The organism is Pseudomonas sp. Root71, from assembly GCF_001429045.1.
Classification (GTDB): domain Bacteria; phylum Pseudomonadota; class Gammaproteobacteria; order Pseudomonadales; family Pseudomonadaceae; genus Aquipseudomonas; species Aquipseudomonas monachiensis.
Map to the genome: position 1 here is coordinate 488,969 of NZ_LMHY01000012.1, position 26,106 is coordinate 515,074.

General features: G+C 61.2%; 24 protein-coding genes. 13 read left to right on the forward strand and 11 right to left on the reverse strand.

Annotation, left to right across the window (positions count from 1 at the left end; all coding sequences use genetic code 11):
- Nucleotides 1–17: 17 nt before the first annotated feature.
- Both ASD95_RS12250 and ASD95_RS12255 read left to right on the forward strand, forming a co-directional pair.
- The gene (locus tag ASD95_RS12250; RefSeq protein WP_056721996.1) at nt 18–542 is read left to right on the forward strand and encodes a DUF6586 family protein; all 525 of its coding nucleotides are present in this window, start codon (nt 18–20) and stop codon (nt 540–542) included.
- 94 nt (nt 543–636) lie between these two features.
- Nucleotides 637–870, forward strand: a complete 234-nt coding sequence (locus tag ASD95_RS12255) for a hypothetical protein (protein WP_046041430.1) — start codon at nt 637–639, stop codon at nt 868–870.
- Between the two features lie 94 nt (nt 871–964).
- Here ASD95_RS12255 and sulA read toward each other — a convergent pair whose 3' ends face one another.
- Both sulA and lexA read right to left on the reverse strand, forming a co-directional pair.
- Nucleotides 965–1,441 carry an SOS-induced cell division inhibitor SulA gene (gene sulA / locus ASD95_RS12260; protein ID WP_056721998.1) on the reverse strand — a complete coding sequence of 159 codons (477 nt, stop codon included), beginning with the start codon at nt 1,439–1,441 and terminating at the stop codon, nt 965–967.
- Nucleotides 1,442–1,451: 10 nt separating this feature from the next.
- On the reverse strand, nt 1,452–2,060 hold the full coding sequence (gene lexA, locus ASD95_RS12265) for a transcriptional repressor LexA (protein WP_007995278.1): 609 nt from the start codon (nt 2,058–2,060) through the stop codon (nt 1,452–1,454).
- A gap of 229 nt (nt 2,061–2,289) precedes the next feature.
- Here lexA and ASD95_RS12270 point away from each other — a divergent pair, with 229 nt between their 5' ends.
- From ASD95_RS12270 to ASD95_RS12280, 3 genes are all read left to right on the forward strand, one after another.
- Complete coding sequence (locus tag ASD95_RS12270) at nt 2,290–2,997, forward strand: TetR/AcrR family transcriptional regulator (RefSeq protein ID WP_056722000.1); 708 nt, start codon at nt 2,290–2,292, stop codon at nt 2,995–2,997.
- 158 nt (nt 2,998–3,155) lie between these two features.
- Complete coding sequence (gene nagZ / locus ASD95_RS12275) at nt 3,156–4,166, forward strand: beta-N-acetylhexosaminidase (protein WP_056722002.1); 1,011 nt, start codon at nt 3,156–3,158, stop codon at nt 4,164–4,166.
- A gap of 12 nt (nt 4,167–4,178) precedes the next feature.
- Complete coding sequence (locus ASD95_RS12280; RefSeq protein WP_056722004.1) at nt 4,179–4,916, forward strand: S-methyl-5'-thioinosine phosphorylase; 738 nt, start codon at nt 4,179–4,181, stop codon at nt 4,914–4,916.
- A gap of 140 nt (nt 4,917–5,056) precedes the next feature.
- On the opposite strand, the gene ASD95_RS12285 is transcribed toward ASD95_RS12280, so the two are convergent.
- Genes ASD95_RS12285 through mfd form a run of 3 tightly spaced genes read right to left on the reverse strand, consistent with a single transcriptional unit; the run spans nt 5,057 to nt 11,795 of the window.
- Complete coding sequence (locus tag ASD95_RS12285) at nt 5,057–7,750, reverse strand: DEAD/DEAH box helicase (RefSeq protein ID WP_056722006.1); 2,694 nt, start codon at nt 7,748–7,750, stop codon at nt 5,057–5,059.
- Between the two features lie 6 nt (nt 7,751–7,756).
- Nucleotides 7,757–8,335, reverse strand: coding sequence for a CsiV family protein (locus ASD95_RS12290; protein WP_056722008.1), 579 nt, complete (start codon nt 8,333–8,335; stop codon nt 7,757–7,759).
- 10 nt (nt 8,336–8,345) lie between these two features.
- On the reverse strand, nt 8,346–11,795 hold the full coding sequence (gene mfd / locus ASD95_RS12295) for a transcription-repair coupling factor (RefSeq protein ID WP_056722009.1): 3,450 nt from the start codon (nt 11,793–11,795) through the stop codon (nt 8,346–8,348).
- Nucleotides 11,796–12,158: 363 nt separating this feature from the next.
- Between mfd and ASD95_RS12300 the strand changes: the two genes are divergently transcribed.
- From ASD95_RS12300 to sthA, 3 genes are all read left to right on the forward strand, one after another.
- Nucleotides 12,159–13,622, forward strand: coding sequence for a glyceraldehyde-3-phosphate dehydrogenase (locus ASD95_RS12300; protein ID WP_056722011.1), 1,464 nt, complete (start codon nt 12,159–12,161; stop codon nt 13,620–13,622).
- Between the two features lie 174 nt (nt 13,623–13,796).
- Nucleotides 13,797–14,834 (forward strand): FAD:protein FMN transferase, encoded by a 1,038-nt coding sequence (locus ASD95_RS12305; RefSeq protein ID WP_056722013.1) that lies wholly within the window; start codon nt 13,797–13,799, stop codon nt 14,832–14,834.
- A gap of 207 nt (nt 14,835–15,041) precedes the next feature.
- Nucleotides 15,042–16,436, forward strand: coding sequence for a Si-specific NAD(P)(+) transhydrogenase (gene sthA / locus ASD95_RS12310; RefSeq protein ID WP_007984277.1), 1,395 nt, complete (start codon nt 15,042–15,044; stop codon nt 16,434–16,436).
- 42 nt (nt 16,437–16,478) lie between these two features.
- Here sthA and ASD95_RS12315 read toward each other — a convergent pair whose 3' ends face one another.
- Both ASD95_RS12315 and ASD95_RS12320 read right to left on the reverse strand, forming a co-directional pair.
- On the reverse strand, nt 16,479–17,201 hold the full coding sequence (locus tag ASD95_RS12315; RefSeq protein WP_056722015.1) for a glycerophosphodiester phosphodiesterase: 723 nt from the start codon (nt 17,199–17,201) through the stop codon (nt 16,479–16,481).
- 14 nt (nt 17,202–17,215) lie between these two features.
- Nucleotides 17,216–17,797 (reverse strand): PilZ domain-containing protein, encoded by a 582-nt coding sequence (locus tag ASD95_RS12320; protein WP_056722018.1) that lies wholly within the window; start codon nt 17,795–17,797, stop codon nt 17,216–17,218.
- A 94-nt stretch (nt 17,798–17,891) separates the two neighbouring features.
- Here ASD95_RS12320 and ASD95_RS12325 point away from each other — a divergent pair, with 94 nt between their 5' ends.
- From ASD95_RS12325 to ASD95_RS12335, 3 genes are all read left to right on the forward strand, one after another.
- Nucleotides 17,892–19,142 carry a lipoprotein-releasing ABC transporter permease subunit gene (locus tag ASD95_RS12325; RefSeq protein WP_056722020.1) on the forward strand — a complete coding sequence of 417 codons (1,251 nt, stop codon included), beginning with the start codon at nt 17,892–17,894 and terminating at the stop codon, nt 19,140–19,142.
- Nucleotides 19,143–19,149: 7 nt separating this feature from the next.
- Nucleotides 19,150–19,833, forward strand: a complete 684-nt coding sequence (lolD, locus tag ASD95_RS12330; RefSeq protein ID WP_173677889.1) for a lipoprotein-releasing ABC transporter ATP-binding protein LolD — start codon at nt 19,150–19,152, stop codon at nt 19,831–19,833.
- Between the two features lie 63 nt (nt 19,834–19,896).
- Complete coding sequence (locus ASD95_RS12335; RefSeq protein ID WP_056722021.1) at nt 19,897–21,141, forward strand: lipoprotein-releasing ABC transporter permease subunit; 1,245 nt, start codon at nt 19,897–19,899, stop codon at nt 21,139–21,141.
- A gap of 137 nt (nt 21,142–21,278) precedes the next feature.
- Here ASD95_RS12335 and ASD95_RS12340 read toward each other — a convergent pair whose 3' ends face one another.
- Nucleotides 21,279–22,628: a heavy metal sensor histidine kinase gene (locus tag ASD95_RS12340; RefSeq protein WP_056722023.1), complete on the reverse strand. Its 1,350-nt coding sequence runs from the start codon at nt 22,626–22,628 to the stop codon at nt 21,279–21,281.
- Nucleotides 22,628–23,308: a heavy metal response regulator transcription factor gene (locus ASD95_RS12345; protein WP_007995297.1), complete on the reverse strand. Its 681-nt coding sequence runs from the start codon at nt 23,306–23,308 to the stop codon at nt 22,628–22,630. The genes ASD95_RS12340 and ASD95_RS12345 overlap by 1 nt, the downstream gene beginning before the upstream one ends.
- A gap of 155 nt (nt 23,309–23,463) precedes the next feature.
- On the opposite strand from ASD95_RS12345, the gene copI reads away from it, so the two are divergent.
- Nucleotides 23,464–24,000, forward strand: coding sequence for a copper-resistant cuproprotein CopI (gene copI / locus ASD95_RS12350; protein ID WP_056722025.1), 537 nt, complete (start codon nt 23,464–23,466; stop codon nt 23,998–24,000).
- A 61-nt stretch (nt 24,001–24,061) separates the two neighbouring features.
- Nucleotides 24,062–24,892: an NADPH-dependent 7-cyano-7-deazaguanine reductase QueF gene (gene queF, locus ASD95_RS12355; RefSeq protein WP_056722027.1), complete on the forward strand. Its 831-nt coding sequence runs from the start codon at nt 24,062–24,064 to the stop codon at nt 24,890–24,892.
- Between the two features lie 186 nt (nt 24,893–25,078).
- Here the strand turns inward: queF and ASD95_RS12360 are convergent, their stop codons facing one another.
- Nucleotides 25,079–25,342: a DUF4404 family protein gene (locus ASD95_RS12360; RefSeq protein WP_008053327.1), complete on the reverse strand. Its 264-nt coding sequence runs from the start codon at nt 25,340–25,342 to the stop codon at nt 25,079–25,081.
- Between the two features lie 112 nt (nt 25,343–25,454).
- Nucleotides 25,455–26,075, reverse strand: coding sequence for a hypothetical protein (locus tag ASD95_RS12365; protein WP_056722029.1), 621 nt, complete (start codon nt 26,073–26,075; stop codon nt 25,455–25,457).
- Between the last annotated feature and the right edge of the window lie 31 nt (nt 26,076–26,106).

A 26,106-nucleotide genomic window follows, 5' to 3' on the forward strand; every position in this document is an offset into this window, starting at 1 on the left:
TTGTGGAGGCTGCCGTCATGGCCCACGAACTGTATACCCGCACCAATCAGAAGATTTATTTCGCCGGCTTGTCGCTCGAAGCGCTGGCTCGCACTGAAGAGGGGCGGGCGATGAATTCGCTGGCGCTGATCCAGGCCGGACGCGAATCCACGCTGTTTCACCTGTACGGTGCGCTGTTGGGCCTGTGTCACGAAATCGCCGGTTTCTATCGCTTGCCTCAGGCCAATGCTCCCCGTGCAGAGATGTTGCTGACTCGCGAGGTGCTGGACACCATCGCCATTCCGGAAATGGCTGAGCTGGTCGAACTGGCCAATAATCCGGAAACCTGGCTGGCCAAGCTGTTGGCCGCCCATGCTGCATTGTTTCAGCCGCCACGCGCGCCTCACAAGCCGAAAGGGGACGTGACCCAACCTCTGATCCAGGCTGTCAATCTGGATGAAGAGGAGGCACCGCAAGAGCTGAGTCGGGAAGAGCTGGAGAGCTGGCGTCAGAATCTGAAAGGATTGGCGATCCGCTTTCGCGAAGGCCTGAACGAGTGCTGACAGAAACAGTTTTGGGATGGCATCTGGTCAAGATCCCGAGCGAAGCCTGGCCGATGCCTATATAATCCCCGCCTTTCGTGGAGAACAGTCCTTTATGCCAACGTCCTTTCTAGAAATTGTCGAGTTACCAGACGGCCGTATCGAGCTGCGCAGGGCCGAGGACGAGGGTTCTCTGGTTACTTTGGATTTCTCCGAGGACGCCAAGGCATTCCTGCAAGGGCAGCACGTGGAAGTCGCCAAGGCGATGTTGAGCGTGGGTGTTCAGATGGCCGGTCGCCTGGTTGAAGGCGAATTCGACAAGGAAGAGGGGTCGCGGGTTCTTCATTGACCCCCCGTCTGTCGCTTTTCTTGATGTCGTTACTCATCGGCTTCTCTGTCCCTGGAGAAGCCTTGCGCGGTGAAGCGCGCGTCTTGTCTGCCGGTTAACCCAGTCGAATATTCAGGCTCTGAGCGTCCCCGGTGCGGGCGGCGCTGATCAGTTGTTGCCGCGATTGGGAGCTCAACGGGTTGATCCAGCTGACCACCGTGTGGCTGCGACCCAGGCGCAGGGCTTCGCAGGTCAGTTGCTGGGCGCTCTGGGTGCCCCGTGGTTGCAGCAACAGAATGCGCTCGCGGTTGAGGCCGGCATCTCGCAGCCAGGCTTGAGTCAGGCTGGCGGGCGGTGCGATCAGTGTCAGCCAGCGTGCGTCCTGGTCCTGGCTCAATTCCCTGAGGATCGGTGCCAGGAGGCTCAGGCAGTTCCCGGCTGCACCACGCAGTGACAGCTCGCTGAAAACGTCAGGTTCGGCGCTCCAGGGGGACTCGACTACGTCTTTCAGGATCGGCGCCAATGGCTGTGCCATGAACGCTTCGAACAACGGCAGTTGGGTTTGCTGTGGTGATGTCTGTGGGAACTGCATGGTGCCTCCTTTAGCGGCGAATGACGCCGACACTCAAGCCTTCGATCACCAGTTCCTGGTCTTGAAGGTTCACTTCAATAGGGGCGAACTCGGGGTTCTCGGCGATCAGCCAGACTTTGCTGCCGTCACGCTTGAAGCGCTTGACGGTCACTTCGTCGCCGATTCGCGCAACCACGATCTGGCCGTTGCGGGCTTCGCGGGTGGTGTGGACCGCCAGCAGGTCGCCGTCGAAAATGCCGATATCCTTCATGCTCATCCCGTGGACGCGCAGCAGGTAGTCGGCGCGCGGATGGAAGAAGGCGGGATTGATGTTGCAGGATTCTTCGATGTGTTGCTGCGCAAGAATCGGAGCGCCGGCCGCGACCCGGCCAATGATCGGCAGGGTGGAGTCGTCGGCCTTGGCTTCGAAACCGGGGATGCGAATGCCACGGGAGGCGCCAGGCGTCATTTCGATTGCACCCTTGCGAGCCAGTGCCTTGAGGTGTTCTTCCGCCGCATTGGGCGACTTGAAGCCCAGTTCCTGAGCGATTTCCGCACGGGTGGGTGGATACCCGTTGTCTTCCAGGCAGCGCTTGATGAAGGCCAGAATCTCTGCTTGTCGTGGCGTCAGCTTTAGCATATCGATCGCTCTGTTTTTTTATACAGTGACTGGGATTATATACAGTGAGGCGATCTTGGCAATGCTCCTTTTTTCAGTCGCCGCCGGACGGTCAAACAGTCAGTGGATTGAAGCTTCGCCGTTGTGTGGTTAAATGTCTGACCGACCATTCCCGAAACGAACTGCCAGACTTGACAATGCACAGGCTGAAACGTATGTTTCAAACAAGTGTTTGTCAGGCGGAGTAGCCATGGCCCAGTCGGAAACCGTTGAACGCATTCTTGATGCAGCCGAGCAGTTGTTCGCGGAAAAAGGTTTCGCCGAAACCTCGTTGCGTCTGATCACCAGCAAGGCGGGTGTCAACCTGGCGGCGGTGAACTATCACTTCGGTTCGAAGAAGGCGTTGATCCAGGCGGTTTTCTCGCGGTTCCTCGGTCCGTTCTGCATCAGCCTCGATAAAGAGCTGGAGCGGCGTCAGGCCAAGCCTGAAATCAAGCCGACCCTCGAAGAGTTGCTGGAAATCCTCGTCGAGCAGGCGCTGGTGGTGCAGCCGCGCAGCGGCAACGACCTGTCCATCTTCATGCGTTTGCTGGGGCTGGCGTTCAGTCAGAGCCAGGGGCACTTGCGGCGTTATCTGGAAGACATGTACGGCAAGGTGTTCCGCCGCTACATGATGCTGGTCAACGATGCGGCGCCGCGTATCCCACCTATCGAACTGTTCTGGCGTGTGCACTTCATGCTGGGTGCGGCGGCGTTCAGCATGTCCGGTATCAAGGCCTTGCGCGCGATTGCCGAAACCGACTTCGGCGTGAACACCTCGATCGAGCAGGTCATGCGCCTGATGGTGCCGTTCCTGGCTGCCGGCATGCGCGCCGAATCCGGCGTTACCGACGCGGCCATGGCCACTGCCCAGCTGCGTCCGCGTAGCAAATCGACACCGGTTGCCGCCAAGGTTTAACCGCGCACGGGTGGGCGCGGCAGCTGACATCCGCTAAGCTAGCCGCCCATGCCGACTCTCGTTTTGAACCCGTTTCCCATTGATATCGCCGACCTGCCGGGCACAGCGTCTGGCGGCGAATTCGTGTGGGCCGGGTTTTCTGTTATCAAGGAATTTCTATGACTGCTGGCTTGCAAGGCTCGTTGATGGTGGACGTCGCCGGTACCTGGCTGACCGCTGAAGATCGCCAATTGTTGCGCCAGCCCGAAGTGGGTGGCCTGATCATCTTTGCCCGTAACATCGAGCATCCGCGTCAAGTGCGCGAGCTGAGTGCGGCCATTCGCGCCATTCGTCCCGATCTGCTGCTGGCGGTGGATCAAGAGGGCGGCCGCGTGCAGCGCCTGCGCCAGGGTTTCGTGCGCTTGCCCGCCATGCGCGCCATTGCCGACAACCCGAACGCCGAATACCTGGCCGAGCAGTGCGGCTGGATCATGGCGACCGAAGTGTTGGCCGTTGGTCTGGACCTGAGCTTCGCCCCGGTGCTCGACCTGGATTACCAGCGCAGCGCCGTTGTCGGCACTCGCTCGTTCGAAGGTGATCCCGAGCGCGCGGCCTTGCTCGCGGGTGCATTCATCCGCGGTATGAACAGCGCAGGCATGGCGGCTACCGGCAAGCACTTCCCCGGCCACGGCTGGGCTGAAGCGGATTCCCACGTCGCGATCCCCAACGACGAACGTAGCCTCGACGAGATTCGCGCCAATGACCTGGTGCCGTTTGCCAAACTGAGCAAGCAACTGGCCGCGGTCATGCCGGCCCACGTTATTTATCCACAGGTCGATTCCCAGCCCGCCGGTTTCTCCCGACGCTGGTTGCAGGACATCCTGCGTGGCGAACTGCAGTTCGATGGCGTGATTTTCAGTGATGACCTGTCCATGGCGGGCGCTCACGTGGTCGGCGATGCCGCCAGCCGTATCGAAGCGGCGCTGACTGCCGGTTGCGACATGGGCCTGGTGTGCAACGACCGTGCGGCCGCCGAACTGGCCTTGAGCGCTGCGCAACGCCTGAAGGTCAAGCCTTCCGAGCGCATTGCACGGATGCGCGGCCAGTCGTTCGCCAGCACCGAATACCGTCAGGACCCGCGCTGGCTGGCCGCTGTCGGCGCGCTCAAAGAAGCTCAATTGATTGATTAAGGACTGTTCGTTATGACGGTTTACGCGATTATCGGTGGCACTGGCCTGACTCAACTCGAAGGCCTGAGCATTCGCCAGTCACTGGCAGTGGACACGCCTTATGGCGCACCTTCGGCCGAGGTTCAGATCGGCGAGTATGCCGGCAAGGAAGTACTGTTCCTCGCGCGTCACGGCCATCCCCATCGTTTTCCGCCGCATCAGGTCAACTACCGCGCCAACCTCTGGGCGCTGAAGCAGGCCGGTGCCGAAGCCATTCTGGCGGTCAATGCCGTGGGTGGCATCCATGCCGCCATGGGCACCGGGCATTTTTGCGTGCCACATCAGTTGATCGACTACACCAGCGGTCGTGAGCACACCTACTTTGCCGATGACCTGGAGCACGTCACCCATATCGACTTCAGCTATCCCTATAGCGAACCGTTGCGCCAGCAACTGATTGCGGCATTGGCGGTGGAAGGCGTGGGTTACAGCAGTCATGGCGTGTATGCCTGCACTCAAGGGCCGCGACTGGAGACAGTGGCTGAAATCGCCCGACTGGAGCGCGACGGCTGCGACATCGTCGGCATGACAGGTATGCCGGAAGCGGCCCTGGCCCGCGAGCTGGAACTGGATTACGCCTGTCTGGCGCTAGTGGTGAACCCGGCGGCGGGCAAGTCGACGGCGGTGATTACCATGGCCGAGATCGAGCAGGCGTTGCATGACGGCATGGGCAAGGTGAAATCGACGTTGGCGCGGGTGCTCAAGGGCTGAGCCCCACTTGATACCGCGTTGACCCCATCGCGAGCAAGCTCGCTCCCACAGTGTCCGCGTCGAACACAACTTTTGCGGACATCACTGAACCTGTGGGAGCGAGCTTGCTCGCGATGGCGGTCTAAAAAACGCCGAAAGTCTCAACGTTTTTCGAGGTTTTCCGGCAGCGGCGCAAACAGCGCCTCGATATCATCGTTTTGCAGCTTCCAGTCCCCGGCCTTGCGCCCATCCAGCACACCGGCCGCGAGGTCGGATTTTTCCTTTTGCAGGTGCTGAATCTTTTCTTCCACCGTGCCGCGCGCGATCATTTTGTAAACGAACACCGGCTTCTCCTGGCCGATGCGATACGCGCGGTCGGTCGCCTGGTTTTCCGTCGCCGGGTTCCACCACGGGTCGTAATGAATCACCGTGTCCGCCTCGGTCAGGTTCAGGCCAACGCCACCGGCCTTCAGGCTGATCAGAAAAATCTGACGCTTGCCGCTCTGGAATTCCTTCACTGGAGTACGGCGGTCGCGGGTCTGGCCGGTTAGCAGGGCGTAGGCCACGCCGCGTTTGTTCAGTTCGTCTTCGATCAGCGACAGCATTGAAGTGAACTGCGAGAACAGCAGGATTCGTCGACCTTCCTCGAACAATTCCTCGAGCATTTCCATCAGGCTGTCGAGTTTGCCCGACGTGCTGCCACGGCTTGGCGGGGTCGCCTCGTTGACCAGGCGCAAATCGCAACACACCTGACGCAGCTTGAGCAGGGCTTCGAGAATAATGATCTGGCTGCGGGCCACGCCTTTGCGGGTGATCTCGTCGCGGACTTTCTTGTCCATGGCCAGGCGCATGGTTTCGTACACATCACGCTGGGCCTCATTGAGTTCGACCCAGTGAATGATCTCGGTTTTCGGCGGCAACTCGGTCGCCACCTGTTCCTTGGTGCGGCGCAGCAGGAAAGGTTTGATCCGACCGTTGAGGTGCGCAAGCCTGACTTCGCTGGTGCGTTTTTCAATCGGCACGCGGTAATCGCGGTTGAAGCTTTTGACGTCGCCCAGCCAGCCGGGCAGGAGGAAGTGAAACAGTGACCAGAGTTCACCGAGGTGGTTTTCCAGCGGCGTACCGCTCAGGCACAGGCGCTGTCGGGCATTGAGCTCGCGGGCAGCCTGGGCGGCCTTGCTGGTCGGGTTCTTGATGTATTGCGCTTCATCCAGCACCAATATGTGCAAGGGCTGCGCCGCCAGGCGTTCGACATCCTTGGGCAGCAGCGCATAGGTGGTCAGGATCAGATCGTAGTCAACCAGCTTGTCGAAGTGCTTTTTGCGGCCGGCACCGTACAGCGCCAGTACCTTGAGCTGCGGCGTAAAGTGCGCCGCTTCGTCGAGCCAGTTGGGGATCAGGCTGGTCGGCATCACCACCATGCACGGCCGATCCAGGCGGCCGGCGTTTTTCTCGCTCAGCACGTGGGCCAGTGTCTGTAGGGTTTTGCCCAGGCCCATGTCGTCCGCGAGAATTCCACCCACCTCCAACTGCCGCAGTGATTGCATCCAGCTCAAGCCTTCGAGCTGATACGGACGCAGCGTCGCATTCAGGCCTTCCGGGGCGATGGCTGTGTGGTCCTTGATGTCGCGCAGGCGCTGGGCAAAGGTGCGGATCTGTTCGCCACCCTCCCACAGTAGCGGCATGTCTTCCAGCGGGTTCAGGCGCGTGGCATCGGCCTTGCTCAGGCGCAGCGTGGTGTCGCCGGGCTCCTGCAGGTAGAACTCGCCAAGGGTGGCCAGCACCGGTTTCAAGCGGCCGAAGGGCAGGGCGACTTGTAATGGGCCGTGCTCGGAATTCGGGCGATTGGGGATATTCACCAGGATCAGCTCGTCGTCGCGGCGTCGGGCGAGGCGTTCCGGGTTGAGGATTTCGGTGTGGGAGCGCATCAGGTTGAGCAGGATCGGCAACAGGCTCAGGCGTTCGCCGTTGACGATGATCCCCAGTTCCAGGTCGAACCAGTCGCGCTCCGGCGCTTGTTCGACGGTGGCGTACCAATCGTCTACCGCTGTCAGGTCGAACCCGAAGTCCTCGTCGATCTGCAACTCCCAGCCCTGGGCGCGCAACTTCGGCAGTTCATTGAGGGTAAAGGTCAGCCAGGCGCTGTCATTGACCATCTCGAACAGCTCGCCGGCGCTTTCCGGCAAGGCCTTGCTTTGCCGGGTGGCGACTTTGAAGCCGAGGATTCGCAGCTGTTCCCGGTAGGACTGTTCCACGTCCGGGTGGCGTTTTATCCGAAGCGTCTGGGTTTCCTGGCGAATCAGGATGTCGGTGTTTTTCTGCCCGCTGACGTACTCGTCCAGGTAACTGAAAGACAGCGCCGCGCGATGCTGGATGTAACGCTGCATTCGACCGTTGCGCGGTTCGAAGGCGCTAAACTCGATGCTCGCCAGCCATAGGCGCGGTACCGGTTGCACATTGTCCACCAGCACTTGCGGCGGGGCTTTCGGGCTGCGGTTTTCCAGGACGGCCTGGAGCTTTTCCAGGAGTTCGGCGTCTTTGGCGGCAGCGGGGTAGTCGAGGGTTTCCTGCACTTGCAGGAGCACCGCCGCGCAATGTTTGCAGTTGCTGTGGACCGGGCAGGAGCAGGTGGCGTCGACCATCAGCAGCGTGCCTTTGGCTGACTCGCGCAGGCGAATGGTCTGACGGTAAACGTTACCGCCAGAGCCTTCACACGCGGCGGCGATGGTTGCGTCGCCGGCCTCGACGATCCTGACGCGATTCTCCAGCGCGTAACGGCGACCACGCTCCAGGCTCTGTTCCTTGAATCGGCTGACCCAGGACGGTGCGAGGGGTTTGCTCAGGGTCGCGGACATAGGGAATCAGTCCGGAATTTCTTCGGGAGCTGCTCGGGGTGCGGGGGCGGTCAGCGAGGTGATCTTGATCAACAGGCCGAGGTGGCCGTTATCGAGAAAATTCAACTGGCCGTTCTTGGTGTGGCTTTCCTGTTTCAGGCGCTCGCTGGCGGTCACCATGCCATTGGCATCGATCTGGTTGACCCAGAAATCGGCGTCGACGTCGGTAAAACGTCCCAGTTTCATGTTCAGTGTGCCCTCGATCGGGAACTGACCATATTGTTCCTTACCGTCGCTGACCGCCACTTTGCTGGCCGTTTCACCGAGGGGTTGTTGCCAGGCCTTGTGCAGCAACACCGTGTAGTCGGCGCTGCTGGTGAGTTTTTCCACCTCGCCATTGAGGCTTGGCGTGCGCAGGCTGTCGGGGCTGACCGGTTGGGCGCCCGCCGCCCAGTCTTCCGGCGCGGCGCGGCTGACAATCGCCGGCACGGCGTTTTGACGGACCAGAATCATTTCGACCTGATACAGGTCATCGGCAAATGCCGTGGGTGCGACCAGCGTTGGCATCAACAGGGTCAGCAGGGTCAGTGAGCGAAACAGGCGCATGCGGCGTCCTTCAAGCAGTTTTCGGAACGAGGCGCTCGAACAGCGCCTCTACAGTATTAAAGCGCTCTTCCGGGCGCTCCATCGGAACCATGAACTTGAACATCGTGGCGCCTTCGAATTTGTAGCGTTTTGGCTGGCTCTGGATCAGTTTGATCAGGGTCAGCGGGTCGACCGGCGTCTGTGCGGCGAACTCGACGCGACCGCCCTGGGGGCCGCCATCGACTTTCTTGATGCCCAGTTGCTCGGCCTGCAATTTCAATGCAGTGATACGGATCAGGTTCTTGGTCGGTTCCGGCAACAGGCCGAAACGGTCGATCATCTCCACCTGCAAATCCTTGAGGCCGTCCTCGTCGGTGGCCGAGGCAATGCGCTTGTAGAGAATCAGGCGGGCGTGGACATCCGGCAGGTAGTCTTCCGGAATCAACGCCGGTACCCGCAAGTTGACTTCCGGACCGCCGCCGAGCGGTTGATCGAGGTTCGGTTGCTCGCCCTTGCGGATCGACTTCACCGCGCGCTCGAGCATTTCCATGTACAGCGTGAAGCCGACAGCCTGGATCTGCCCGCTCTGGCCGTCGCCGAGCAGTTCGCCGGCGCCACGGATTTCCAGGTCGTTGGTGGCGAGCACGAAGCCCGCGCCGAGGTCCTGGGTGTTGGCAATCGCTTCCAGGCGCTTTTCCGCGTCCGGGGTGATTTGCTGGCGTGGCGGTGTCAACAGGTAGGCATAGGCCTGGTGGTGGCTGCGTCCGACCCGGCCGCGCAACTGGTGCAACTGTGCCAGGCCGAACTTGTCGGCACGCTCGATGATGATGGTGTTGGCGCTTGGTACGTCGATGCCGGTCTCGATGATGGTCGAGGCGATCAGCACGTTGAAGCGCTTGTGGTAGAAGTCGCTCATCACCTGTTCGAGTTCGCGTTCGCGCATCTGCCCGTGGCCGATGCCGATCCGTGCTTCCGGCACCAGTTCGGCGAGGTCGGCGGCGCATTTCTCGATGGTCTTCACGTCGTTGTGCAGGTAGTAGACCTGGCCGCCACGCAGCAACTCACGCAGCAAGGCCTCTTTGACCGTGCTCTTGTTCTGTTCCATGACGAAGGTGCGGACCGACAGGCGGCGGGCCGGCGGCGTGGCGATGATTGACAGGTCGCGCATGCCTGACACCGCCATGTTCAGCGTGCGCGGGATCGGCGTGGCGGTCAGGGTCAGGATGTCGACTTCGCTGCGCAGGGCCTTGAGCTGTTCTTTCTGGCGCACGCCGAAACGGTGTTCCTCGTCGATGATCACCAGGCCAAGGTTTTTGATCTTCACGTCGTCCTGCAGCAGCTTGTGCGTGCCGATGACGATGTCGATCTTGCCTTCGGCCAGGTCCGCGACTGCCGCATTCACTTCCTTGGCCGACTTGAAGCGGCTCATCACTTCCACGGTTACCGGCCAGTCGGCAAAGCGGTCGCGGAAGCTGTTGTAGTGCTGCTGGGCGAGCAGGGTGGTCGGCACCAGGATCGCCACCTGGCGACCGCCGTGCACGGCGATGAACGCGGCGCGCATCGCCACTTCGGTCTTGCCGAAGCCGACGTCGCCACATACCAGGCGATCCATCGGCCTGGGCGCAAGCATGTCTTCGCGCACCGCGTCGATGGTGGTTTGCTGGTCCGGGGTTTCTTCGAACGGGAAGCCGGCGCTGAAGGTGGCGTAGTCGGCCTTCGGGTCGGCGAAAGCGTAGCCTTCGCGGGCGGCGCGGCGGGCATAGATGTCGAGCAACTCGGCGGCGACGTCGCGCACCTGTTCGGCGGCTTTGCGCTTGGCTTTCTGCCAGGTCTCGGAACCGAGGCGGTGCAGTGGGGCCAGGGCATCGTCGCTGCCGGTGTAGCGAGCGATCAGGTGCAGGTTGGCCACCGGTACATAAAGCTTGGCGCCTTCGGCGTATTCCAGGGCGAGGAATTCAGCGGCCTGGCTGTCGATTTCCAGGGTCGCCAGGCCCAGGTAGCGGCCGACGCCGTGGTCGATGTGCACCACCGGCGCACCTTCGCGCAGCTCGGTGAGGTTCTTGATGACGGCATCGTTGTTGGCATCGGCGCGCTTTTCGCGGCGACGGCGCTGCATCACGCGCTGGCCGAACAACGGGCTTTCCGCGACAAGGGCCAGGGCCGGGTCATCGAGCAGCAAGCCTTCGTCGAGCGGGGCGATGGTGATCGCCAGGCGTTCCTTGCCGGCGACAAAGTCCGGCCAGCTGTCGACGGTTTTCGGTCGCAGCTTCAAGCGTTCCAGCAGTTCCAGCAACACTTCGCGGCGACCTGCCGATTCGGCGGTGAACAGCACGCGACCGGGGAACTGGTCGAGGAACTCCGCCAGTGCCGCCAGCGGTTGGGTGGCCTTGGCTTCGATGGCCAGGTTCGGCAGCTCGCGAGCGGGGAAGCGCTCGCGACCGCCACCGCTTTCCACATCCTGTTGACTGGCCACCACGCGCGGCCAGTTCTTCAGGCGCGCGAAGCAGTCTTCCACCGGCAGGAACAGTTCGGCGGGCGGTAATAAAGGACGGGACGGGTCGACGCGGCGTTCTTCATAGCGATTGCGTACGTCGTTCCAGAAGTTTTCCGCGGCCTGTTCGATGCCGGGCAGCGAGAACACTTGGGTGTCCTGGGGCAGGTAATCGAACAGCGTCGAGGTTTCTTCGAAGAACAGCGGCAGGTAGTACTCGATGCCGGCCGGGGTAATCCCGCTGCTCAAATCCTGGAAAATCGGGCAGCGGCGGAAATCGACATCGAAGCGCTCGCGAAAGCGCGCCTTGAAGCGAGTGACCGCTTCTTTTTGCAGCGGGAATTCCTTGGCCGGCAACAGCTTGACCGAATCAACCTTGTCGATCGAGCGCTGGTTCTCCGGGTCGAAGGTGCGCAGGGTTTCGATTTCGTCGTCGAACAGGTCGATGCGATACGGCAGTTTGCTGCCCATCGGGAACAGATCGATCAGCGAGCCGCGAACGGTGAACTCGCCGTGCTCATACACCGTATCGACGTAGCGATAGCCCGTGGCTTCAAGCCGGGTGCGCATTTGCTCGACGTCGAGCTTCTGGCCGATGTCCAGCACCAGGCTGCTGCCGAGCAGGAATTTGGTCGGCGCGAGGCGATGCAGGGCGGTCGTGATCGGCACCACCAGCACGCCATGGCTCAGTTCCGGCAGCCGGTACAGGCTGGCGATGCGCTGGGAAATGATGTCCTGGTGCGGCGAGAACAGGTCGTAGGGCAGGGTTTCCCAGTCCGGAAAGTGCAATACGGGCAAATCCGGGGCGAAGAAACCCAGCTCCTGTTCCAGCCGTTCGGCACTTTGGCTGTCGGCGGTCAGCAGCAGGGTAAAGCGCTTGGCAGCGCTGGCGGCCTCGGCGATGGCCAGGCTCAGGGCGGCACCGGGCAGGTTGCCCCAGTGCTGTTTACCTGCCGCGGCAGGGAGAAGCGGTAGACGCAGAACGGGCACGGAAGGTTGAGCTCCAAGCGTTGCGACAAAGTCGGCAATTGTAGCGGTCAACGATGCCGCCTGTCAGTTGCTGACTGTGTCTAAAGCACGGGTTTGGTGAAATGTAGTGGTAAAGACAAAATCCGGCGCTTTTTTGCCATGAATTATTGAATATGTAGTGGCAAAAACAACGAGTGTTACGGAGGGTTACGGATAACGACGCGCGGCCTCCAAAAAATTGACTGCGCTGAAAGCCCCGGTTTTATTGGGTTTGCGCGGGGCGTAATTTTTTTGAACGACGAATTGTTACGTAAAGCACGACGGGCGCGCATTGCTACCGCTGTCACTCGGCGGCATAATGTAGCCCCTTTTTTCTGCCCCTACATGTGGAAGGTTCCCGTGACTCAGAAGCCCGACCAGTGTCTTGGTGAATGGATCGACCGTGAAGCACTCGCAGAAGCGATGATTCCGCTTATCGGTCAGCTCTACCGCAATAACAACGTGGTGAGCTCGATCTATGGCCGCAGCCTGATCAATCGTTCAGTCATTGCGATTCTCAAAGCTCACCGCTTTGCTCGTCACCGTCAGTCCGACGAAAGCGAGCTGTCCGTCCACGAAACATTCCCGCTGATCAAGGCGATGAGCGAACTCAAGCTCGGCGCCGCTTCGGTGGACCTGGGCAAGCTGGCGGCCAAGTTCAAGGCCGAAGGCAATGGCCGTACTGCCGAGCAGTTCGTCCGTGAAGAACTGGCTGACGTGGTTGGCCAGCAAAACGCATCGGCCCGCAAAGGCACCGACGTTGTCCTCTACGGCTTCGGTCGTATCGGCCGTCTGCTGGCGCGCATCCTGATCGAGAAAACCGGTGGCGGCGACGGCCTGCGCCTGCGCGCCATCGTTGTCCGCAAGGGCGCCGAGAACGACCTGGTCAAGCGTGCCAGCCTGCTGCGCCGCGACTCGGTCCATGGTCCGTTCGATGGCACCATCACCATCGATGAAGCCAACAACACCATCACCGCCAACGGCAACCTGATCCAGGTTATCTACGCCAAGAGCCCGGCCGAAGTCGACTACACCCAGTACGGCATCGAAAACGCCCTGATCGTCGACAACACCGGTGTATGGCGTGACGCTGACGGCCTGGGCCAGCACCTGGCCTGCCCGGGCGCTGCCCGCGTGATCCTCACCGCACCTGGCAAGGGCGCGCTGAAGAATATCGTGCATGGCATCAACCATGGCGAAATCACCCCTGACGACAAGATCATCTCGGCGGCTTCCTGCACCACCAACGCCATCGTGCCGGTGCTAAAGGCAGTCAACGACAAGTACGGCATCGTCAACGGCCACGTCGAAACCGTTCACTCGTTCACCAACGACCAGAACCTGATCGACAACTTCCACAAGGGCAGCCGTCGTGGCCGCGCCGCGCCGCTGAACATGGTTATCACCGAGACCGGTGCCGCCACCGCAGCCGCCAAGGCGCTGCCAGTGCTCAAGGGCAAGCTGACCGGCAACGCGATTCGCGTTCCTACGCCGAACGTGTCGATGGCCATCCTGAACCTGAACCTGGAAAAGGCCACCACTCGCGAAGAGATCAACGAGTACCTGCGCCAGATGGCCATGCACTCGGACCTGCACAAGCAGATCGACTACGTGAGCTCCCAGGAAGTGGTTTCCACCGACTTCGTTGGCTCGCGCCACGCAGGCGTAGTGGACGCTGAAGCGACCATCACCCAGGATAACCGCGTTGTTCTGTACGTCTGGTACGACAACGAGTTCGGTTACAGCTGCCAGGTGGTTCGCGTGATGGAAGACATGGCCGGTGTAAACCCGCCAGCATTCCCGCGCTAAGCCTTTAGCTGCACATGAAACGCCCCGGCCTTGGTCGGGGCGTTTTTGTTTGTGCTGCTTTTGTCTGGTGAGGATGTGTTGTTCGGGCTGGCCTCTTCGTCGGATCGCCGCCCGGACCAAGCCCGCTCCCACAGTTCTATCGCATAATGGCTGGCCCTGGCGGCGTGTCAGGGGATGTTTCGGGGAGCTCGGGAATTGTTGATCAGGTGGCAGGGGGTGGCATTTTTGCTGCTCGGCGCACTATCAGGCTGTGGTAACGGCGACGCCCTCGAAAGCTTTGGCGGCCCGACCATGGGCAGCACTTATTCGATCAAGTATGTACGCCATGCCGGTCTTCCGGCGCCGGACGTGGTCCGCGTCCAGGTTGAGCAGATCCTCGCTGACATTGACCGGCAAATGTCCACGTACCGCAGTGACTCGGACATTGAGCGCTTCAATGCATTGCCGGCCAACCGCTGTCAGGCGATGCCGGCATCGATCCTCGAATTGGTCCGCGTGGGCGAGCAGCTGTCAGTGCAAAGCGACGGTTCCTACGATCTGACGGTGGAGCCGTTGCTCAATCTCTGGGGATTTGGTCCGCAGGCCCGTGGGGAGAAAGTCCCGACCACCGAAGCCCTCGCCGAAGCCCGCAAGCGCGTCGGCCATGAACACTTGCGTATCGAGGGCGACCGGTTGTGCAAGGACGCTGCCGTCGAGGTCGACTTCAACAGCATCGCCGCCGGTTATGCGGTGGACACGATTGCCGCAAGACTCGAGACGATGGGCATCCACGACTACCTCGCCGAGGCTACGGGCGAGCTCAAGGCCTCCGGTAAGAAAGCTGACGGTTCGCCATGGCGCATTGCCCTGGAAGAGCCGCGGGATGACCGGCAGGTGGCCGATCGGGTCATTGTCGTCGACGGCTATGGCCTGTCCACTTCCGGCGACTACCGCAATTATTTCGAGCAGGACGGCCAGCGTTTTTCCCACACCTTCGATGCCCGCACTGGTGCGCCGGTCTCACACACCCTGGCATCGGTCACGGTAATTCATCCTTCCGCGTTGATGGCCGATGGCTTATCGACGCTGTTGCTGATTCTCGGCCCGGAGCGCGGTTGGGACTACGCAGAAAAACACGATATCGGCGCATTTTTTGTGATTCGTGCCGATACAGGTTTCGTCACACGCAGCAGTCACGCTTTTGAGCGCCTCAGTGGCAAAAAAACCGAATGATTTCGGCGATTTGAGCATTGAAAACTGGCGTTGTAGCGCAGGCAAAAGTAGCCTACGACGCGACCAAGGGTTAATGTGCGCGGCGTTGACGCTTCTATAGACTGTGTCCGGGTTCTGCACTGGCCCCAAATTGTTCCTTCATGCCACGCATTGGCGTGATTTAGCCGCAGGTGCCGAGGGTGCCGCGGCCTGTTCTGAGGAGTACGCATGGCTGTCTACAACTACGACGTGGTGGTGTTGGGTTCCGGCCCGGCAGGGGAAGGCGCGGCAATGAACGCCGCCAAGGCAGGGCGCAAGGTGGCGATGGTCGATAGCCGTCGCCAGGTCGGCGGCAACTGCACTCACTTGGGCACCATCCCGTCCAAGGCACTGCGTCACTCGGTGCGGCAGATCATGCAATTCAACACCAACCCGATGTTCCGGGCCATTGGTGAGCCGCGCTGGTTCTCGTTTCCGGACGTGTTGAAAAGCGCCGAGAAAGTCATCTCCAAACAAGTCGCTTCGCGTACCGGCTACTACGCCCGTAACCGCGTCGACGTGTTCTTCGGCACCGGCAGCTTCGCCGACGAGCAAACCATCGAAGTGGTCTGCGCCAACGGCGTGGTCGAGAAGCTGGTGGCCAAGCACATCATCATCGCCACCGGTTCGCGTCCTTATCGCCCGGCGGACATCGATTTCCACCACCCGCGTATCTACGATAGCGACACCATCCTCAGCCTCGGCCACACCCCGCGTAAACTCATCGTTTACGGCGCTGGCGTGATCGGTTGCGAATACGCCTCGATCTTCAGCGGCCTGGGTGTATTGGTCGAACTGGTGGACAACCGTGGCCAGTTGCTGAGCTTCCTCGACTCGGAAATCTCCCAGGCGTTGAGCTATCACTTCAGCAACAACAACATCACGGTTCGCCACAACGAAGACTACGACCGCGTCGAAGGCGTGGACAATGGCGTGATCCTGCATCTGAAGTCCGGCAAGAAGATCAAGGCCGACGCCTTGCTCTGGTGCAACGGCCGTACCGGCAACACCGATCAGCTCGGTCTGGAGAACATCGGCGTCAAGGTCAACAGCCGTGGCCAGATCGAAGTCGACGAGGCGTACCGCACCTGCGTGCCGAACATCTACGGCGCCGGTGATGTGATTGGCTGGCCGAGCCTGGCCAGTGCCGCCCATGACCAGGGTCGTTCGGCCGCCGGCAGCATCGTTGATAACGGTAGCTGGCGCTTTGTGAATGACGTGCCGACCGGCATCTACACCATTCCGGAGATCAGCTCGATCGGCAAGAACGAGCAGGAGCTGACCCAGGCCAAGGTGCCGTACGAAGTGGGCAAGGCGTTCTTCAAGAGCATGGCGCGGGCGCAGATCGCCGGCGAGCCGCAAGGCATGCTGAAGATCCTGTTCCACCGTGAAACCCTGGAAGTGCTGGGCGTTCACTGCTTCGGTTATCAGGCGTCGGAGATCGTGCACATCGGTCAGGCGATCATGAACCAGCCGGGTGAACTGAATACGCTGAAGTACTTCGTCAACACCACGTTCAACTACCCGACCATGGCCGAAGCCTATCGGGTAGCTGCGTACGACGGCCTCAACCGGCTTTTTTGACGGGCTCCGGCCGGTGGCCTGAGCCGGCCGGGGAGACCGATTTCAGCAATTCTCGAGCGTGGCAGTGGCCAAACCGGGAAAGTCTGTAATCAGGCTGTCAACGCCGAAGTCGGCGAGTCTGCGCATCAGCGCGGGCTCGTTGACGGTCCATACCGACACATGCAGCCCCTGACGCTGCGCCTTTTGCAGGCGTTCCGGCGTGCACAGGGTCCAGTTCAGCGCCAGAATCTCACAGCCATAGCTGGCCGCGACCTTCAGCGGGTCGAGCCAGGCATACTCGGCCACCAGCCCGCGGGACACGTCCGGCACCAGTTCCAGCGCAGCCTTGAGCACTTCACGGGAACTCGAAGTGATGGTCACCTTGTCCATCAGGCCATGACGCTGCGCCATTTCACGGATTGCCAGCACGGTGGTCGCGGCACGCATCCTCGATGCGCTTTTGACTTCCAGCTGCCAGTGATCGAAGTCGCATTTCTCGAACAGTTGTTCCAGCGTCGGAATCGGGCACGGCTTGATCCAGCCCGGGCCACCCTTGCGTGCGTCATACGTCACCAGCTCGGCCGCCGTGTGTTCGACGACCTTGCCGCGACGGTCAGTGGTGCGCTTGAGGGTCGGGTCGTGGATGACCATCAGCTCGCCGTCCATGGACAGGTGCAGGTCCAGTTCGCAGCGACGCACGCCGTGCTTGAGACATTCCTGAAAGCTGGTCAGGGTGTTTTCCGGTGCTTCGCCCTTGGCGCCGCGATGGCCGTAGATGAGGGTCACGGTTCTTCCTTAAATTAATTGCCTGATTCTAGTTGGTCGCGGGCCAGGCGTCGTTCCTGGGCCTGCTTCTGCAAGATGTGGCGGGCCAGCAGTTGGCGTTGGGCGTCGGTCAGGTCTTCGAACTCGGTACCGACGTCATAGCCGTCGTCCTTGCGGTCGCAATGGGTGACGCGGGCGCGCAGCAGCAGGCCCAGGGCTTGCGGCATCAGCACCAGTTTGACCGACAGGCGTGCGCCGGCGGCAAGGGGCGATGGATGCTGAAAGTCGATGCCGCCTTCGGAGATGATCACCGGCTGCGGTTCGCCGATCTGCCCGAGCACGGTGATGGCGATCACCTGGCTCAGCAGGTCGATGCGTTTGTTCTGGGATTTGAGGAACGCCGCGAGGTTGCGGTCGCGTTCGCTGATCTGGCGCAACAGGTGTTGCGACTCGAATTCGCTCAGGTGCAGTTCGCTGAGCAAGTTGAAGAGAGGGGAAGCATCCTGCAACACTTCCTGGCCTGTGGCTTCAGAAGCGGACAGGGGCCGAATTTCCAGTGCGATCGTATCCTCGATACGGTAGTATTCGCGGCGATCTTCTTCATCTAATGTCGACATGGCGAACCCATGGTAGCGGCGGTGGTCTGAGTGTAAAGCTGGTTATCGACCCCCGCCACAAGGACGTTCCTTTTCCCTCCGAACAAGCCCCGACATGTTCAGACCTCTCTTCGTATTTATCGGCACGCGTTACACCCGTGCAAAGCGTCGCAATCATTTTGTGTCATTCATTTCCCTGACTTCGATGATCGGGCTCGCCCTTGGCGTGGTCGTGATGATCGTGGTGTTGTCGGTGATGAACGGCTTCGATCATGAAATGCGCACCCGCGTGCTGGGCATGGTGCCCCACGCGACCATCGAGTCCGGCGAGGCCATCAGCGATTGGCAAAGCCTGGCCGCGAAGGTCAAGCAGAACCCGCAGGTGACGGCCGTGGCGCCGTTTACGCAAATGCAGGGTTTGCTGACCAACAACGGCAAGGTCTCGAAGGTCCTGCTCAATGCCATTGACCCGGTGCAAGAGCGCCAAGTGTCGATCATCGATCAATTCATGACCCAGGGAAAACTCGACGACCTGGTGCCGGGTGAGTTCGGCATCGTCATCGGTGACAAGGCCGCGGCCAAGCTCGGGGCCGCGATTGGCGACAAGCTGACCTTCGTCGCGCCGGAAGTCACCGTGACCCCGGCCGGGATGTTCCCGCGCATGAAGCGCTTTACCGTGGTCGGCATCTTCCATGTCGGCGCTGGTGAACTCGATGGCTATCTTGGCGTCACCAACCTGCAGGATCTGGCCCGGCTGCACCGCTGGAAACCGGATCAGGTCCAGGGCCTGCGCCTGAAGTTCGACGACCTGTTCCAGGCACCGCGCACCGCGTGGAGCATCGCCCGCGATCTCGGCGAAGACCGCTTCTACGCCCGCGACTGGACCCGCACCCACGGTAACCTGTACCAGGCAATCCGCATGGAAAAAGCCATGATCGGCCTGTTGCTGCTGCTGATCGTTGCCGTCGCCGCCTTCAACATCATTTCCACGCTGGTGATGGTGGTGAACGACAAGAAGGGCGACATCGCGATCCTGCGCACACTGGGCGCCACGCCGGGCACGATCATGCGCACGTTCATGGTGCAAGGCACCGTCATTGGCGTGGTCGGCACCGCAATCGGCGCCGTGGTCGGGATCTTCGCCGCGCTGAACGTCAGCGCCGCGATCTCGGCCCTAGAAGGCCTGATCGGGCACAAGTTCCTCAACGCCGACGTGTACTTCATCGATTACCTGCCGTCGCAGGTGCAGAGCCAGGATGTGGTGATGGTCTGCTCCGCGGCGTTGGTCCTGAGTTTCCTCGCCACCCTGTATCCAGCCTGGCGTGCCGCGCGCACCCAGCCTGCGGAGGCGCTACGTTATGAGTGAGTCGGGCATGAGTGATAAAGCAATCTTGAGCTGCCGCAGCCTGGGCAAGTCCTACGAGGAAGGCCCGGAATCGGTGGAAGTGTTGGCCGGCCTGCAACTGGAGTTGCACCCGGGAGAGCGTGTGGCGATTGTCGGCAAGTCAGGCTCGGGCAAAAGTACCTTGCTCAACCTGCTGGGCGGCCTCGATACCCCGACCAAGGGCAGCGTCTGGCTCGACGGTGAAGAACTGTCGGCGCTGAGCGAGAAGAAACGCGGCCTGCTGCGCAATCGCGCCCTCGGCTTCGTGTACCAGTTCCACCACCTGCTGCCGGAATTCACCGCCCTGGAGAACGTCTGCATGCCGCTGCTGATCGGCAAGACCGCGATCCCCGAAGCGCGCCAGCGTGCCACGGCATTGCTGGAGCGGGTAGGGCTGGGCCATCGCCTGGAGCACAAACCGGCCGAACTGTCCGGTGGTGAGCGCCAGCGCGTGGCCATCGCTCGCGCCCTGGTGAACAATCCCGGCCTGGTGATGCTCGACGAGCCGACCGGCAACCTCGATTCCCACACCGCCCAGGGGATCCAGGACTTGATGCTGGAGCTCAGCACCTCGATGCGCACAGCGTTCCTGGTGGTGACCCACGACATGAACCTGGCCCGCCAGATGGATCGCGTCCTGCACCTGCAGGAAGGTTGCCTGACTCCCATCTGATTGGCTTAAACCCGATGCCTGAAAAGGCGTCGGGTCATTTATTTCCATACGGTGCCCCAGCGAATGTTCAGACCGTTATCGATCTTTATCGGCACGCGCTATACCCGCGCCAAGCGCCGCAATCGCTTTGTTTCCTTCATCTCGATGACCTCGATGATCGGTCTCGCCCTCGGCGTGCTGGCGATGATCGTGGTGCTGTCGGTGATGAACGGCTTCCAGCGCGAAATGAGCTCGCGCATCCTCGGCATGGTGCCCCACGCCACCATCGTCGGCGTCAATCCGATTGATGACTGGAAGCCCGTGGCGGTGGCCGCGATGAAAAACCCGCAAGTGACGGCGGCGGTGCCGTTCACCGAGATGGAGGGCATGCTGTCCTACAAGGGCACGATGCAGCCGATCCAGGTCAGCGGTGTCGACCCGGCGCTGGAAGGCCAGGTGTCGATCGTTGCCAAGCACATCGTTCAGGGCAGCCTCGAAGCCCTGAAGCCGGGCGAGTTCGGCGTGGTGATCGGTGAGATCACGGCGCGCCGTTTCCGCTTGAATGTCGGTGACAAGATCACCCTGATCGTGCCGGAAGTCAGCAATGCGCCGGGCGGCATCACCCCGCGCATGCAACGGCTGAACGTGGTCGGCGTGTTCAAGGTGGGCGCCGAACTGGACGGCACCATGGCGCTGATCCACATGGCCGATGCCGCGCAGATGCAACACTGGGAGCCGAATCAGGTGCAGAGCGTGCGCCTGGCGGTGAAGGACCTGTATGCCGCGCCGCAAGTCTCGAACGACATCGCCACGGGGCTGGGCGCCGCCTACAAGGCTGACGACTGGACCCACACCCAGGGCAGCCTGTTCAGCGCGATGAAGATGGAAAAAACCATGATCGGCCTGCTGTTGCTGATGATCGTCGCGGTGGCGGCGTTCAACATCATCGCGACCCTGATCATGGTGGTGAACGACAAGGGCGCGGACATCGCGATCCTGCGCACCATCGGCGCCACGCCCCGGCAGATCATGGCGATCTTCGTGGTGCAGGGCACGGTGATCGGCATCGTCGGCACCCTGATTGGCGGTGTGTTGGGCGTGATTGCAGCGCTGAACGTCAGCCAGATCGTGGGCTGGATCGAGCGGGTCAGCGGGCAGCACATCTTCAGTTCCGACGTGTATTTCGTCAGCAACCTGCCGTCGGAGCTGCAAGGCGCGGATGTGGCGTTGATTTGCTCTGCCGGGTTTATCCTGAGCTTTTTGGCGACTGTGTACCCGGCATGGCGGGCGGCGAAGATCGAGCCGGCTCACGCTCTTCGGTATTCGTAATCAGTTACACCGCTTTCGCGGGCAAGCCCGCTCCCACAGTGTCCGATGTCGTTCACGAAATCGTGGTTCAACTCGATTACTGTGGGAGCGGGCTTGCTCCGGGCGGCGTTCCGACGAAGAGGCCGGTACTGCCAGCCTCAATCCCCCCTTGGCAACTCGATCACAAACCGCGTCCACCCATTCTCCGATTCACAACGAATCTGCCCGCCATGGGCGCGGATGATCGACTGGGTAATCGCCAGTCCCAGTCCCGCATGTTCACTGCTGCCTTCGCGGCGCGCAGGATCGGCCCGGTAAAACCGGTCAAACAGGCGCGGCAATAAATCTTTGGAAATCTGTTGGCCCGTGTTTTCAACGGTCAGGCGCAACTGTTTTGGCTGATCGACGATTCGCACCCGAACCTCACCATCGGCCGGCGTAAAGCGCAGTGCGTTGTCCAGCAGGTTCGACAGCGCCCGCCGCAACATGCTGCGGTCACCTTCGATGCGGGCATTGCCGTCACGACTCAGTTTTACCTGCGCGTCTTCGGCCAATGGCGCAAAGAACTCCAGCAACAGATCCGCTTCCTCCGCCAGTTCCAGTGGCTCGCATTTGGGCATTAACAACCCGTGATCGGCTTTCGCCAGGTAGAGCATGTCGTTGACCAACTGCGCCATCCATTGCAGCTCTTCGAGGTTGCTGTGCAGGGCTTCGCGGTAATCCTCGATGGGGCGAGGGCGGGTGAGGGTGACCTGGGTATGGGTCAGCAGGTTCGACAGTGGCGTGCGCAGTTCATGGGCAATGTCGGCGGAAAAGGCCGACAGCCGCTGAAACGAGTCGTCCAGGCGTCCGAGCATGGCGTTGAAGTTGTGGGACATTTCCGCCAGTTCCGGCGGCATGTTTTCCTCAGGCAACCGCGCGTTCAGCGATTGCGCGGAAACACCGCTGGCCACCGCGCTGATCCGACGCAACGGGCGCAAGCCGCTGCGTGCCGCCCAGGCGCCCAGCAGTGCGGTGGCCAGGGCTGACAGGCCGACGGTCAGCCAGATCAGATGCTGCATGCGTTGCAGGAAGTGCTGGTGGTGGGTGATGTCCAGCAGCAACGTCAGTTGCGGTGAGTCGGGTTTGTCGGCGAAAAGCGGCGCATTCAGGACGCGGTAATCCATGCCCTCATGGCTCACCGTCGATAACCCGGGCTGGCGCGGCAGTGCCTGGGGAATGTTGGCCGAGCTGTCATACCAATGCTGGCCGTCGCTGCCGGTGATTCGCAGGGACAGGTCCGCCTGCCGGCTCAGTTCTTCGGCCAGTTTCACCTCGCTGTCACTCGACTGAAGGTCGTGCAGGGCCCGACGCAAGCCAATCAGCTTGCCGTCCAGCAGTTGCTGGTCGAGCTCAACGAAGTGCGCCTCGCTGGCGCGACTGAACAGCACGCCGGCGAACAACGACACCACGGCGGTGCACGCGGCAAACAGCAGCGCCAGGCGGCTGCTCAAGGAGAGGCGGCGCATCAGGCCGGGCGCTCTTCAAGGACATAGCCCATGCCGCGCACGGTATGAATCAGCTTGTTGGGGAATTCATCGTCGATCTTCAGGCGCAGGCGACGGATCGCCACTTCGATGACATTGGTGTCGCTGTCGAAATTCATGTCCCACACCTGGGACGCAATCAGCGACTTGGGCAGGACTTCGCCCTGGCGGCGCAGGAGCATTTCCAGCAGGGCGAACTCCTTGGCGGTCAGGTCGATGCGCTGGCCGCTGCGTTCGACCCGGCGCCGGATCAGGTCCAGGCGCAAGTCGGCCAGTTGCAGGCTGGTTTCCTGCGGCGTGGCGCTGCCGCGGCGCAACAGGCTGCGAACCCTGGCCAGCAGTTCGGAGAAGGCAAACGGCTTGACCAGATAGTCATCGGCGCCCAGTTCGAGGCCGTGAACCCTGTCTTCCACGGCGTCCCGGGCGGTCAGGAAAAGTACCGGCGTGTCCAGGCCGGCGCTGCGCACCGCTTGCAGGATCTGCCAGCCATCACGACCTGGCAGCATCACATCGAGAATCAGCAGGGCATATTCGCCGCTGAGGGCCAATTGCTGGCCAGTGTTGCCGTCGGCCACCAGTTCGGTGTTGAACCCGGCCTCGGCCAGGCCCTGGCGCAGGTAATGGCCGGTTTTCGGTTGGTCTTCGACGATCAGCAGTTTCATGGGCGACTCTTGGCAAGTGGAACGAACGCTTTATACCGTGGGCAGCATTGGCACAGGGCAACCTGACAAAGTTGTAATCTGGCTGTCAGGTTACGGGCAGTGGCAGCAGTTTAGAGTTTTGCCCATGCTGAGCCTTATCTTGTTGGAGTATGACGATGTTTTTACACAAAACCGTGGCGCAAATCCTGTGTTTGCTGGCGCTGAGTTCGCCGGTGTGGGCGGACGCCGGGCATACCTTCGATTTCGGTCAGCCGGCCCCGGCGGCCAAGGCGACCCGCAGCATCGAGGTGGTGATGGAGGACATGTCCTTCACGCCGCGGGCCATCGACATCAAGGCCGGGGAAACCGTGCGCTTCGTGCTGGTCAATAAAGGCCAGTTGTTGCATGAGCTCAACCTGGGGGATGCGGCGATGCACGCCAAACACCAGCAGGAAATGCTGCAGATGCAACAGAGCGGCATGCTGACGCCCACCGGCATGAAAGCAATGGACCACGGCAACATGGCCGGCATGGATCACGGCAAAATGGACCACGGCATGAAGCATGACGACCCCAACAGCGTGCTGGTGGAGCCAGGCAAGACCGCCGAGCTGACCTGGACCTTCAGCAAGGCCACCAGTCTTGAATTTGCCTGCAACATTCCCGGTCATTATCAAGCCGGCATGGTCGGCAAATTGACTGTCAGTCAGTAAGCACTCAAAGGCGGGAGCAAAGGCTGATAGAATCCGCTGATTCTTCAGTCAGGTTTCCGTCATGCATCCCGCAGCCGAACATTCGCCGCTGGGCAAGTCCAGCGAATACATCGCCACCTACACGCCGTCCTTGCTGTTCCCGATCCCGCGCACCGCGAAATGGGCGGAACTGGGCCTGACGGCGCAAACCCTGCCGTACAAAGGCGTGGACTTCTGGAACTGCTTCGAGCTGTCCTGGCTGCTGCCTTCGGGCAAGCCGGTGGTGGCGATCGGCGAATTCAGCATCCCGGCGGATTCGCCGAACATCATCGAGTCGAAGTCGTTCAAGCTGTACCTCAACTCCCTGAACCAGACGCCGTTCGCCGATACCGCGAGCCTTGAGGCGACGCTGGCCAAGGATTTGTCGGCGGCTGCCGGCAAGCCGGTGGGCGTGCGTATTCGCAGCCTCAAGGATGTCGAGAACGAAGGCGTCGTGGCCTTGCCGGGCGTGTGCATCGATGAGCTGGATATCAGCGTCAGCAACTACGAGCATCCACGGCCGGAACTGCTGCGTTGCGATGATTCGCGCATTGTCGAGGAGAGCGTGCACAGCCATTTGCTCAAGTCCAACTGCCCGGTGACCAGCCAGCCGGACTGGGGCAGCGTGGCGGTGGAGTACCGTGGCTCGGCGCTGGATCACGCGAGCCTGCTGGAATACATCGTCAGCTTCCGCCAGCACTCGGACTTCCACGAGCAGTGTGTGGAGCGGATATTCCTCGACCTGCAGCGGTTGCTCAAGCCGGAGAAACTGACGGTGTATGCGCGTTATGTGCGCCGTGGCGGGCTGGATATCAACCCGTATCGCAGCACTGAAGAGGTGCAACTGCCGAACCATCGTCTGGTCCGTCAGTAAAGATCTAATGTGGGAGCGGGCTTGCTCGCGAAAGCGGTGGGTCAGTCAACATCATCGTTGAGTGTGAAGCCGCCTTCGTCGGAGCGCCGCCCGGAGCAAGCCCGCTCCCACAGGGGATTTGTATTGCCAGGCGCAGAAACGAAAAAGCCCTGCTGGCGATAGCAGGGCTTTTTTTATCAGCAGGGTTCAGATCCCCATGTTGGCCAAGGCCTGCCCGATGTTGCGCAAGGTGCCAGCAAGGGTAGGGTGTTCGAGTTCGAAGCGTTCCACGGCCAGGTTGACGCCATCGGCGAGGCTGGAATCCTGGGTTTTGGTTTCGAGCTCAAGCTTCAACTCGATCTGTTGCATCAGTTCGTGTAGCTCGGCGCGTTCGGCTTCAGACAATGGAGGATTCTGTTCCAATTGCTCGCGCAGGGCATTGAGCTGTTCTTGCAGTTCGCGGGCAGGCATGGCGTTCTTCCTTCTTTAATCGATAGGCACTGGCATAGACCATGGCAGCAGGCCAAAGGTCGATGGCTGACCTTTAGATTAATCCACTCGCGCCCAACGTGCATGATCTCGATCAGGGCTTTTCGCCCTTGAGCCGACGCAAGCTGATATCCGCCAGGCAGGTGTCGAGTTCACCGAGATGATCGATCACCGAATGCACGCCCAGGCCGAACAGTTGCATCGTCGCCTTGGCGCGTTTGATGTCGCGTTCCTGCGGGGATAAGGCTTGCCATTGCTCGGGCGCCAGGCCGCACAGCGAGCCGCAAGAGGCCAGGCCGATGGTCCACAACCCGGCATTGAGCCCCGCTTGCAGCAAGCGGGGTTCGCCGCTCACCAGTACGCAGCCGTCGAGTCGCTCGACGTTCAGGGTCATCAAGGCTTGCCAGCAGGCATTCGGGGCGGGCCATGGGTTGTTTGTTGCTGGATGTTGCGAAGGTTTGATCCATTCCGGCAGCGCAGCGGCCAGGGATTGGCTGAGGGCAGGGGGCAGTTCATCGAGCCAGGCGCAGGGGATCTGCTGGCGCTGCAAGCTGCGCAGGCTATCCAGTGCGCCGGGAGTGGCCTCGGCGTGTTCGGCCGAGTGGCTGCCGTGCCTATGCGTGTGCGCGCCGAAATCCACCAGGCAGCCACTGAGGCCGAACAGTACGGCGGTCAGGCTGGGTGCGGTTTGGGGCAAGGCTTCGGCGAGCGGCATGTGGACGTCCCTGAAATAGCCTGAAGGCTAG

Excerpts from the sequence above, each read along its gene's own strand:
- ASD95_RS12250 (WP_056721996.1), top strand. The coding sequence starts at position 18 with ATGGCCCACGAACTGTATACCCGCACCAATCAGAAGATTTATTTCGCC.
- ASD95_RS12255 (WP_046041430.1), top strand. The coding sequence starts at position 637 with ATGCCAACGTCCTTTCTAGAAATTGTCGAGTTACCAGACGGCCGTATC.
- sulA (WP_056721998.1), bottom strand. The coding sequence starts at position 1,441 with ATGCAGTTCCCACAGACATCACCACAGCAAACCCAACTGCCGTTGTTC.
- lexA (WP_007995278.1), bottom strand. The coding sequence starts at position 2,060 with ATGCTAAAGCTGACGCCACGACAAGCAGAGATTCTGGCCTTCATCAAG.
- ASD95_RS12270 (WP_056722000.1), top strand. The coding sequence starts at position 2,290 with ATGGCCCAGTCGGAAACCGTTGAACGCATTCTTGATGCAGCCGAGCAG.
- nagZ (WP_056722002.1), top strand. The coding sequence starts at position 3,156 with ATGACTGCTGGCTTGCAAGGCTCGTTGATGGTGGACGTCGCCGGTACC.
- ASD95_RS12280 (WP_056722004.1), top strand. The coding sequence starts at position 4,179 with ATGACGGTTTACGCGATTATCGGTGGCACTGGCCTGACTCAACTCGAA.
- ASD95_RS12285 (WP_056722006.1), bottom strand. The coding sequence starts at position 7,750 with ATGTCCGCGACCCTGAGCAAACCCCTCGCACCGTCCTGGGTCAGCCGA.
- ASD95_RS12290 (WP_056722008.1), bottom strand. The coding sequence starts at position 8,335 with ATGCGCCTGTTTCGCTCACTGACCCTGCTGACCCTGTTGATGCCAACG.
- ASD95_RS12300 (WP_056722011.1), top strand. The coding sequence starts at position 12,159 with ATGTGGAAGGTTCCCGTGACTCAGAAGCCCGACCAGTGTCTTGGTGAA.
- ASD95_RS12305 (WP_056722013.1), top strand. The coding sequence starts at position 13,797 with ATGTTTCGGGGAGCTCGGGAATTGTTGATCAGGTGGCAGGGGGTGGCA.
- sthA (WP_007984277.1), top strand. The coding sequence starts at position 15,042 with ATGGCTGTCTACAACTACGACGTGGTGGTGTTGGGTTCCGGCCCGGCA.
- ASD95_RS12320 (WP_056722018.1), bottom strand. The coding sequence starts at position 17,797 with ATGTCGACATTAGATGAAGAAGATCGCCGCGAATACTACCGTATCGAG.
- ASD95_RS12325 (WP_056722020.1), top strand. The coding sequence starts at position 17,892 with ATGTTCAGACCTCTCTTCGTATTTATCGGCACGCGTTACACCCGTGCA.
- lolD (WP_173677889.1), top strand. The coding sequence starts at position 19,150 with ATGAGTGATAAAGCAATCTTGAGCTGCCGCAGCCTGGGCAAGTCCTAC.
- ASD95_RS12335 (WP_056722021.1), top strand. The coding sequence starts at position 19,897 with ATGTTCAGACCGTTATCGATCTTTATCGGCACGCGCTATACCCGCGCC.
- ASD95_RS12340 (WP_056722023.1), bottom strand. The coding sequence starts at position 22,628 with ATGCGCCGCCTCTCCTTGAGCAGCCGCCTGGCGCTGCTGTTTGCCGCG.
- ASD95_RS12345 (WP_007995297.1), bottom strand. The coding sequence starts at position 23,308 with ATGAAACTGCTGATCGTCGAAGACCAACCGAAAACCGGCCATTACCTG.
- copI (WP_056722025.1), top strand. The coding sequence starts at position 23,464 with ATGTTTTTACACAAAACCGTGGCGCAAATCCTGTGTTTGCTGGCGCTG.
- queF (WP_056722027.1), top strand. The coding sequence starts at position 24,062 with ATGCATCCCGCAGCCGAACATTCGCCGCTGGGCAAGTCCAGCGAATAC.
- ASD95_RS12360 (WP_008053327.1), bottom strand. The coding sequence starts at position 25,342 with ATGCCTGCCCGCGAACTGCAAGAACAGCTCAATGCCCTGCGCGAGCAA.
- ASD95_RS12365 (WP_056722029.1), bottom strand. The coding sequence starts at position 26,075 with ATGCCGCTCGCCGAAGCCTTGCCCCAAACCGCACCCAGCCTGACCGCC.